Below are 8,978 nucleotides of genomic sequence, written 5' to 3'. Positions count from 1 at the left end.
TCGCGAGCAAGCCCGCTCCCACAGGGATCTAGGTGTTCCCAGGCTTAGCGAACCACCCCTTCCTCAACCAACAACTTGAGAATCGCCTCGGCGCCCGCCTCCGGGCTCACGCCTTTGAGCACCTGCCCGCCTCCGCCGCTGGCCTTGGCCGTGGCGGCTTTCATGCGGTCGGCGCCGCTCTTGGCCTTGATCACTTTCAAGCGTTTGGGCCGTGGTTTGGCCGGTTGCAGGGTCGCCACCGTCAACAGAGCGTCGTCGATTACCTCGACTTCTTCAGCGTGCAACGCCCCGCGTCGGGCCGGGCCGTAGGCGCTTTGCCGGGGTTTGGGGGCGGCGTTATCCACCGTGGCGAGAAACGGCAGGCGCACTTTGAGACGTCGCCGCTGGCCGCGGGGCAAGGCTTGCAGCACCAAGGCTACGCCACTGTCGATGGATTCGACCTGGGCCAACCCCACCACCAGCGGCCAGCCGAGACTTTCCGCCAGCAGGAACGGCAACATGCCGGAACCCTCGCCGGTTTCCGCCTGACTGCCGGTGAGCACCACATGGGCGCCCGCGTCGCGCAGATAGTCGGTCAGGGCCGGCAGTGCGTCGGCGCCGGCAGGATTATCCAGTACGTAGAGTTCGTCCAGGCCCATGCCCAGATAGGCGCGCAGGGCCGGTTCAGCCACGTCGCCTGCGTGCAGCACTTGCAGGTCTTTACCGGCCAGTTGCAGGCCCAGCTCCACGGCCCGCGCATCCTGCTCGGCGCGCCGGGGCCGACCGGAGGTGGGGTGGGCGCCGATGGACACCAGGCTGATCACTTGAGTACTCATGGTTGAATCCTTAGCTTAAGCCGCATCGCGCTTGGCTTCGTTGCGGTACGCCTCTACCGCCGCGATCAAGGCCTGGAGAATCGCCGCGCTGTCGCCAATCACCGACAGGTCTGCCCGTTTGATCATGTCGCAACCGGGGTCGAGGTTGATCGCCACCACCTTGTCACAGGCACCGATACCCTGCAGATGCTGTATCGCCCCGGAAATCCCCACCGCGACGTAGACCCGCGCTGTAACCCAGGTGCCGGACGCGCCAACCTGGCGATCCCGCGCCATGAAGCCATCGTCCACCGCTACCCGCGAGGCACCTTCGGTGGCGCCCAGGGCCGCAGCAGTCTGATGGAAAAGCGTCCAGTCCTTGACCCCGTTGCCACCGGAGAATATGAATTCGGCCTCGGCCATCGGGATCGCGCCCGGGTCCACCGCCACCGCGCCCAGATCTTCGATGCGCGACAAGCTGCGCGCCACGCCTGTGGATAACTCCACCGGTAGGGCTTCGTGACGGGTTTCACTGACCGGCTCGGCGCATTCAGCCGCCGCCAGGATCAACCGTGCCAACGGCCGCGCCAGGTCTTGCAGGCCGGCACCGGCGCGGCCGATGCACTCCTCACCCTTGACCTGCCAGACCCGCGTGGCCGGGCGCTCGCCCAAAGCTGCGGCAAACCGCCGGCCCATTTCGCCGCCACCGGTGCGGCTGTCAGGCAGCAACCAATGGCGTGGATTGAATTGGTTATCCACAGCTCGAAGGCCCTGGACTCGCTGTTCCGGTGCATAACCGCTGAATTCTTCACCTTCGAGCACCAGCAAGCGATCGACGCCCGCCGTCGCAAAGGCGTTCTCCTTGTGCTCACCGAATACCACCGCCAGCACCGCACCGTCCGTACCCGCAAGCTGATGGGCCAGGCCCAGCAAGTCGCGATCGTGACTGCTGAGGCGACCGCCGACCATGTCCGGCACCACGCTGATGTAGAACGCCGGTTGCGGCACCTGATGCAGCGGCAGTTGCACTTCAACAGCTGCGCTGCGCTTGCTCGCGCCGCCCTGCTGGGCGCCGCTGCGGTCGATACGTTTGATACCGTTAGGGCCGATGAAACCCACGCCGTGGACATTCTTGCGGATGATGCCGTTGGGGCCCATCCAGCTGTGCTGGACCGGTTGCATGGCCGCGTGCAGCGGGTGCAGGCGGTTACGGGCGATCCACTCGGCGCGAGGGTCGCGGCGGATGATGTCGCTCATTAGTGCACCTCCGCAGGTTCACGTTTGGCCGGAGCCGCTGGTTTGTTCGCAACCGCGTCTTCGAGCAGGGCGTCGGCCACCAGTTCAGCGATGTCCTTGATCATCGGGCGCGGCTCGACCACACCCTCAAGCATCGCGGTGCACTGTGGACAACCCACTGCCACCAGTTCGGCACCGGTTTCGCGGATGTCTTCCATGCGCATGTCGGGGATACGCTGCTTGCCCGGAATGTCAGTGATCGGCGCGCCGCCGCCACCGCCGCAGCAACGGGAACGGAAACCGGAACGCTGCATCTCCTTGATCTCGATGCCCAGCGCACGCAGCACCTGGCGTGGCGCCTCGTATTCGCCGTTGTAACGTCCCAGGTAGCACGGGTCGTGATACGTCACGCTGTCGCCCTTGTGCTGGCCGAGGTTCAGGGCGCCGGCCTCGATGACTTCTGCCAGGTAGGTGCTGTGGTGCTGCACCAGATAGTTGCCATCGAATGCGCCGTATTCGTTTTTCAGCACGTGGAAGCTGTGAGGGTCGCAGGTGACGATCCGGTTGAAGCTGTATTTGCCCAAGGTCTGGATGTTGCGCTTGGCCAATAGCTGAAAGGTCGCTTCATCACCCAGACGCCGGGCCACATCGCCGCTGTCGCGCTCTTCGAGGCCGAGCACGGCAAAGTCGATGTTCGCCGCCTTGAGGACTTTGACGAAGGCGCGCAAGGTGCGCTGGTTACGCATGTCGAAGGCACCGTCACCGACCCAGAACAGCACGTCGGTGGATTTCACCTCGCTGAGCAGGTTCAGGTTCAGGTCCGCCGCCCAGTTCATCCGCCCGCCCGGGGCGAAGCCGCCAGGGTTGTCGGTGGCAATGAGATTTTCCAATACTTCAGCGCCCTTGTTCGGCGTGGCGCCTTTCTCCAGGGTCAGGTGACGACGCATGTCGACGATGGCATCGACGTGCTCGATCATCATCGGGCATTCCTCGACGCACGCCCGGCAAGTGGTGCAGGACCACAGCGTCTCGGCGTCTACCAGGCCGTTGACGATCGGCTGGTGTGGATTGCCGCTGTGTTCGCCTACCGGTTTACCCGGATACGGACTGCCGGCGAATTTCGCATCGGTGCCACCGGCCAGGCCGACGACCATGTCCTGGATGAGTTTTTTCGGGTTCAGCGGCTGGCCGGCGGCAAAGGCCGGGCACGCGGCTTCGCACTTGCCGCACTGCACGCAAGCGTCGAAACCGAGCAACTGGTTCCAGGTGAAATCCTTGGGTTTCTCAACGCCCAGCGGTGCAGCGGGGTCGTTCAGGTCCAAAGGTTTGAGGCCGGTTGAGCGGCCGCCACCAAAGCGTTCGGCGCGGCGGTGCCAGGCCAGGTGCAGGGCCCCGGCAAAGGCATGTTTCATCGGCCCGCCCCAGGTCATGCCGAAGAACATTTCCGACACACCCCAAAGCACGCCCAGGCCCAACAGCGCCACCAATACCCAGCCCCCGAAGTCCGCCGGCAAGATTCCAGCGACGGGCAAGGTCACCAGGAAAAAACTGATGGAAAACGCGAACAGGCTCTTGGGCAAGCGCATCCACGGGCCCTTGGACAGCCGTGACGGCGGATTGCGACGACGCAAGGCAATGAAGATCGCGCCGCTGAACATCAGCAGCGTGGCGAACAGCAAGGCATAGCCCAGGATGCGGTTCTGCAGGCCGAAACCATGCACCAGGATCGCCAGCAGTGCCGCCAGCACAAAACCGCCCGCCGTGGCGACGTGGGTGTTGGCGATGTATTTGTCCCGCGCCACCACATGGTGCAAATCCACCATGTAGCGCTTGGGCAAGGCGAAAAGACCACCGATCAGGTCGACCTTGGACGGTCGCCCCCGGCGCCACATGTTCACCCGCCGCAAAGCGCCAAGGACCGCAAGGCCCAAAGCGGCGAACAGCAGGATGGGAAGAAGGGTGTTCAGCATGGTGAAGCTCCCAAAGACCTCAGGTCTTGCAGGTCGAGATGCCTTACTCGGTTCCTGTGGGAGCGGGCTTGCTCGCGAATGCATCCTGTCAGTCACATTTGAATTGACTGACCCACCGCTTTCGCGAGCAAGCCCGCTCCCACAGGGTTATGTGCAAGCCGTTAGAAATCCTTGCACAACCGCAGGGCGTCGTAGATGGCGGCGTGGGTATTACGCTGGGCCACACAGTCGCCAATACGGAACAGCAGGTAACCATCGCCGCTCTGTTCCAGGCACGGTTGGGGCTTGATCGCGAACAAGGCTTCGACGTCGATCTGGCCCTTGTTGCGCGAACCTTCCTTGAGCGCGTAATAGATTTCTTCGTCCGGTCGCACGCCGTTTTCCACCACCACCTGATCCACCACGCGCTCTTCCTTGGCCCCGGTGTATTCGTTCTCCAGCACCGCCACCAGCTTGTCGCCTTCGCGGTAGACCTTCTCCAGCATCATGTCCCCGGTCATGATCACTTCCTTGGGGTACATGCTGCGGTAGTAGGTCGGGAACGAAGTCCCGCCAATGGCCACGCCCGGCTTGATGTCGTCAGTGACGATTTCGACCTGGCTGCCCTTGTCGGCGAGGAAGTCGGCCACCGACATGCCGGTGAATTCACAAATGGTGTCGTAGACCAGCACGTTCTTGCCCGGTGCAACCTTGCCATCGAGCACGTCCCAGCTGCTGACCACCAACCCTTCGGCGGCGCCCCAGTGCTCGTTCTGCTCGATGAACGGATGCCCACCGACGGCCAGCACCACCACATCCGGACGCAGGTCCATGATGGTCGCCGCGTCCGCCGCCACGCCCAGGCGCAGATCGACTTTCAACCGCGCCAGTTCCAGCTGGAACCAGCGGGTGATACCGGCGATCTGGTCGCGCTGCGGGGCTTTGGAGGCCGTGGTGATCTGCCCGCCGATGAATTCTTTCTTCTCGAACAGGGTCACGTCGTGGCCACGTTCGGCCGCCACACGGGCCGCTTCCATACCCGCCGGACCGGCACCGACCACCACCACCTTGCGTTTCGGCCCGGTGGATTTCTCGATGATGTGCGGCACGCCCATGTATTCACGGGACGTCGCGGCGTTCTGGATGCACAGCACGTCCAGGCCTTGGTACTGCCGGTCGATGCAATAGTTGGCGCCCACGCACTGCTTGATCTGGTCGATCTGGCCCATCTTGATCTTGGCGATCAGGTGCGGGTCGGCGATGTGCGCGCGGGTCATGCCGACCATGTCGACGTAGCCGCCCTCCAGGATCCGCGTGGCCTGGTTCGGGTCCTTGATGTTCTGCGCGTGCAGCACCGGGACCTTGACCACTTCCTTGATACCGGCGGCCAGGTGCAGGAACGGCTCCGGTGGATAACTCATGTTCGGGATAACATTGGCCAGGGTGTTGTGGGTGTCGCAACCCGAGCCCACCACGCCGATGAAATCCAGCATGCCGGTGTCGTCGTAGTACTTGGCGATCTGCTTCATGTCCTCGTGGGACAAGCCGTCCGGGTGGAACTCGTCACCGCACAGGCGCATGCCCACGCAGAAGTCGTCGCCCACTTCGGCGCGCACGGCTTTGAGCACTTCCAGGCCGAACTTCATCCGCCCCTCGAAGGTGCCGCCCCATTCGTCGGTGCGCTTGTTGACCCGTGGGCTCCAGAACTGGTCGATCATGTGCTGGTGCACGGCGGACAGCTCAACGCCGTCCAGGCCACCGGCCTTGGCACGCCGTGCCGCCTGGGCGTAGTTGCCGATCACCCGCCAGATTTCTTCCGGCTCGATGGTTTTGCAGGTGGCACGGTGCACCGGCTCGCGCACGCCGGACGGCGACATCAGGGTCGGCCAGTTGAAACCGTCCCAGCGCGAGCGACGACCCATGTGGGTAATCTGGATCATGATCTTGGCGCCATGCTTGTGCATGGCGTCGGCCAGGTTCTGGAAGTGCGGGATGATGCGATCGGTGGACAGGTTCACCGAACTCCACCATTCCTGCGGGCTGTCGATGGCAACCACCGAGGAGCCACCGCAAATCGCCAGGCCGATACCGCCCTTGGCCTTCTCTTCGTAATACTTCACGTAGCGGTCGGTGGTCATGCCGCCGTCGGTGGCGTAGACCTCGGCGTGCGCGGTGCTGAGTACACGGTTGCGGATGGTCAGTTTGCCGATCTGGATCGGCTGGAACATTGCTTCAAAAGCCATGGCGCAATCCTCGACTTACAACGGCTTGACGATGAACAGGCCGTCGTCGTGGCCTTCTTCGGAACCGCCGTAGACCTGCTCGGCCACAGTGCGGATCGAACTGCCACGGGCGGCGAGAATCTGGTCCATGGCGCCGGCGAACCAGCCGGTGAACATGTAGTCGACCTTGCGCCCGACCTTGCCGTACACATAGACGAACGCTGAGTGTTCCAGCTTGACGCTGGCGGTGCCTTTTTCCAGGTCGATGTCCTGGATCTTGAACAGGCCCCAACCACGCTGGGACAGACGCTTCATGTAGTGCTCGAATACCGCGACGCCTTCCAGGCCATGGCATTCGGCTTCTTTTTCACACCAGTGCCAGGCGGATTTGTAGCCGGCCTTGTAGAGAATCTCGGCGTAGGCATCGGCGCCCAGCACTTCTTCGATGCCCATGTGGTTATTGACGAAAAAGTGACGCGGCACGTAGAGCATCGGCAGGGCATCAGAGGTCCAGACACCGGTTTCACTGTCGACTTCGATAGGCAATTGAGGGGCGATTTTGGCCATGGAAACTTAACTCCGAAAATGCGTGGTATGCCTGCGACGCAAAGGGCCGCAGGTAAAGGATTCAGTGATGCGGCGGCTTTATTCGCCCCAGACGTCTTTCAGGACGTTGACCCAGTTCTCGCCCATGATCTTGCGCACCACCCGCTCCGGATGGCCGCGCTTGAGCAGCGTCTCGGTGAGGTTCGGGAACTCGCCCACGGTGCGGATGCCCAGGGGATTGATGATCTTGCCGAAGCTGGTCAAACGACGGGCATAACCCTTGTCGTGGGTCAGCATTTCGAAGAAGTCCTGGCCATGGCCCTGGGTGAAGTCGGTGCCGATGCCGATGGCGTCTTCGCCGACGATGTTCATGGTGTATTCGATGGCCTCGGCGTAGTCATCGATGGTCGAATCGATGCCCTTGGCCAGGAACGGCGCGAACATGGTCACGCCGACGAAACCGCCGTGGTCGGCGATGAACTTCAGTTCTTCATCGGACTTGTTGCGCGGGTGTTCCTTGAGGCCCGAGGGCAGGCAGTGGGAATAGCAGACCGGTTTCTTCGATTCGAGGATGACCTCTTCGGAGGTCTTGGAGCCGACGTGGGACAGGTCGCACATGATCCCGACCCGGTTCATCTCGGCGACGATTTCACGACCGAAGCCCGACAGGCCGCCGTCACGCTCGTAGCAGCCGGTGCCCACCAGGTTCTGGGTGTTGTAGCACATCTGCACCACGCCGACGCCGAGCTGCTTGAAGATCTCGACGTAGCCCAGTTGGTCTTCGAAAGCGTGGGCGTTCTGGAAGCCAAAGATGATGCCGGTCTTGCCCTGAGCCTTGGCGCGCTGGATATCGGCGGTGGTTTTCACCGGGATCACCAAGTCGCTGTTTTCGCGGATCAGTTTCTGGCTGGCGACAATATTGTTGATGGTGGCCTGAAAACCTTCCCACACCGACACCGTGCAGTTGGCGGCAGTCAGACCGCCCTTGCGCATGTCTTCGAACAGGTCACGGTTCCACTTGGCAATGATCAGCCCGTCGATAACGATGCTGTCGGCGTGCAATTCGGCTGGGCTCATCAGGCAGTCCCCTTTTGTCAGCGATTCATGCGCCGAATCGTGTGCCGGCGCTTTGGGGCCAGCATATGCCTCGGTGCATTGGCGACCGGGTGCAAAAACGACAGGGGAATTGCCGAAAGCGTCAATCCACGACAAAGGGCTATGAGCGGGCCACCCTGCCCGTCTGTTCTTTGCCCGACGCTTGCGCCAGAATCCGCCGCATCACTGGTTTTCAATGGACTCGAGCGGCAACGCAATGAAATCAATCATCCTGGCTTTGGCTCTGAGCAGCACCGTCGCCCACGCGACCGAAGACACCGAACACAACCCCTGCGATGCCGTGGAAAACGACGTCCAGACCCTGGCCTGCTCGGCCTACGGCAAAACCGCCGCCGAACAACTGCTTGCCGACAACCTGCTAAGCCTCAACGAACGCCTGCAAACCCTCTACGCCGACAACAAGGCCCAGCTCGACGACATCACCCGCAAAATCAGGACAGCCCAGCAACTCTGGCAAAAACAACGCGATGCCGACTGTGCCATCGCCGCCTTCCCGGCCAAACCCGGCAGCGAAGCCTACAAAATCGCCGAAAACGACTGCATGGCCCAGGTGAGTGATGACCGGTCGGAGTTTTTGGAGTCGATTGGGCAGGAGTAACGTGGAGCTGTAAGCTGCACGTCACCACCGAGCAAAGAGATTCACATGAAAATCTGCGGCATCGAAATCAAAGGCAGCGAAGCGATCATCGCCGTTGCCTCGTTGGATCAGCAGGCGCTAACCCACATCGCGCTGAACACCAAGAAAATCGCCCTGGACGACGATGACGAAGCCGCCAACGTCAAGGCCTTCGCCGCTCAGGTGCGGGCGTTCGTAGTGGATAACGGTATCGAGCACATCGCCATCAAGAAGCGCAGCAAGAAAGGCGAGTTCGCCGGCGGGCCGACCACGTTCAAGATCGAGGGGGTTTTCCAGTTGCTCGAGGGCTGCGCGGTGACACTGCTGTCACCGCAGACCATCAATGCGCAGCACAAGAAACACGACTTCGCCTTGCCAGCGACGCTGAACAAATATCAGCATGAAGCGTACAAAGCGGCATGTTCGGCGTTGGTGAAAAAATAAATGCATCCCCCTGTGGAATGCGTCCCCCCGTGGCGAGGGAGCTTGCTCCCGCTGG

The 8,978-nt window shown here is 62.2% G+C and carries 8 protein-coding genes; 2 read left to right on the top strand and 6 right to left on the bottom strand.

All coding sequences use genetic code 11. The features are described from left to right. Positions 1-44 precede the first annotated feature (44 nt). From etfB to HU811_RS21435, 6 genes are all read right to left on the bottom strand, one after another. The gene (gene etfB / locus HU811_RS21460) at positions 45-815 is read right to left on the bottom strand and encodes an electron transfer flavoprotein subunit beta (RefSeq protein ID WP_186657982.1); all 771 of its coding nucleotides are present in this window, start codon (positions 813-815) and stop codon (positions 45-47) included. A gap of 15 nt (positions 816-830) precedes the next feature. After that, entirely contained in the window at positions 831-2,051 is a 1,221-nt protein-coding gene (etfA, locus tag HU811_RS21455; RefSeq protein WP_186657979.1) for an electron transfer flavoprotein subunit alpha, read from the bottom strand. Beyond that, entirely contained in the window at positions 2,051-4,000 is a 1,950-nt protein-coding gene (gene dgcB / locus HU811_RS21450) for a dimethylglycine demethylation protein DgcB (protein ID WP_186657976.1), read from the bottom strand. Before dgcB ends, etfA begins: the two co-directional genes overlap by 1 nt. 161 nt (positions 4,001-4,161) lie before the next feature. Beyond that, a complete protein-coding gene (gene dgcA / locus HU811_RS21445) occupies positions 4,162-6,222 on the bottom strand; it encodes a dimethylglycine demethylation protein DgcA (protein WP_092400727.1) in 2,061 nt (686 codons plus the stop codon). Positions 6,223-6,237: 15 nt separating this feature from the next. Continuing rightward, positions 6,238-6,768 carry a DUF5943 domain-containing protein gene (locus HU811_RS21440; RefSeq protein WP_065760209.1) on the bottom strand — a complete coding sequence of 177 codons (531 nt, stop codon included), beginning with the start codon at positions 6,766-6,768 and terminating at the stop codon, positions 6,238-6,240. Between the two features lie 78 nt (positions 6,769-6,846). Beyond that, complete coding sequence (locus HU811_RS21435) at positions 6,847-7,824, bottom strand: dipeptidase (RefSeq protein WP_047230381.1); 978 nt, start codon at positions 7,822-7,824, stop codon at positions 6,847-6,849. Between the two features lie 235 nt (positions 7,825-8,059). On the opposite strand from HU811_RS21435, the gene HU811_RS21430 reads away from it, so the two are divergent. Together HU811_RS21430 and HU811_RS21425 are read left to right on the top strand one after the other, a co-directional pair. Next, a complete protein-coding gene (locus HU811_RS21430; RefSeq protein ID WP_186657973.1) occupies positions 8,060-8,461 on the top strand; it encodes a lysozyme inhibitor LprI family protein in 402 nt (133 codons plus the stop codon). Between the two features lie 45 nt (positions 8,462-8,506). Next, positions 8,507-8,923 carry a DUF3010 family protein gene (locus HU811_RS21425; protein WP_186657971.1) on the top strand — a complete coding sequence of 139 codons (417 nt, stop codon included), beginning with the start codon at positions 8,507-8,509 and terminating at the stop codon, positions 8,921-8,923. The last annotated feature ends 55 nt before the right edge of the window (positions 8,924-8,978 follow it).

This window comes from Pseudomonas tehranensis (genome assembly GCF_014268615.1).
Lineage (GTDB): Bacteria > Pseudomonadota > Gammaproteobacteria > Pseudomonadales > Pseudomonadaceae > Aquipseudomonas > Aquipseudomonas tehranensis.
Note: the sequence above shows the minus strand (reverse complement) of the source record. Positions and strands in the feature narration are given on the sequence as shown.

Coding starts and splice junctions, on each gene's coding strand:
- etfB (WP_186657982.1), bottom strand. CDS start 815: ATGAGTACTCAAGTGATCAGCCTGGTGTCCATCGGCGCCCACCCCACC.
- etfA (WP_186657979.1), bottom strand. CDS start 2,051: ATGAGCGACATCATCCGCCGCGACCCTCGCGCCGAGTGGATCGCCCGT.
- dgcB (WP_186657976.1), bottom strand. CDS start 4,000: ATGCTGAACACCCTTCTTCCCATCCTGCTGTTCGCCGCTTTGGGCCTT.
- dgcA (WP_092400727.1), bottom strand. CDS start 6,222: ATGGCTTTTGAAGCAATGTTCCAGCCGATCCAGATCGGCAAACTGACC.
- HU811_RS21440 (WP_065760209.1), bottom strand. CDS start 6,768: ATGGCCAAAATCGCCCCTCAATTGCCTATCGAAGTCGACAGTGAAACC.
- HU811_RS21435 (WP_047230381.1), bottom strand. CDS start 7,824: ATGAGCCCAGCCGAATTGCACGCCGACAGCATCGTTATCGACGGGCTG.
- HU811_RS21430 (WP_186657973.1), top strand. CDS start 8,060: ATGAAATCAATCATCCTGGCTTTGGCTCTGAGCAGCACCGTCGCCCAC.
- HU811_RS21425 (WP_186657971.1), top strand. CDS start 8,507: ATGAAAATCTGCGGCATCGAAATCAAAGGCAGCGAAGCGATCATCGCC.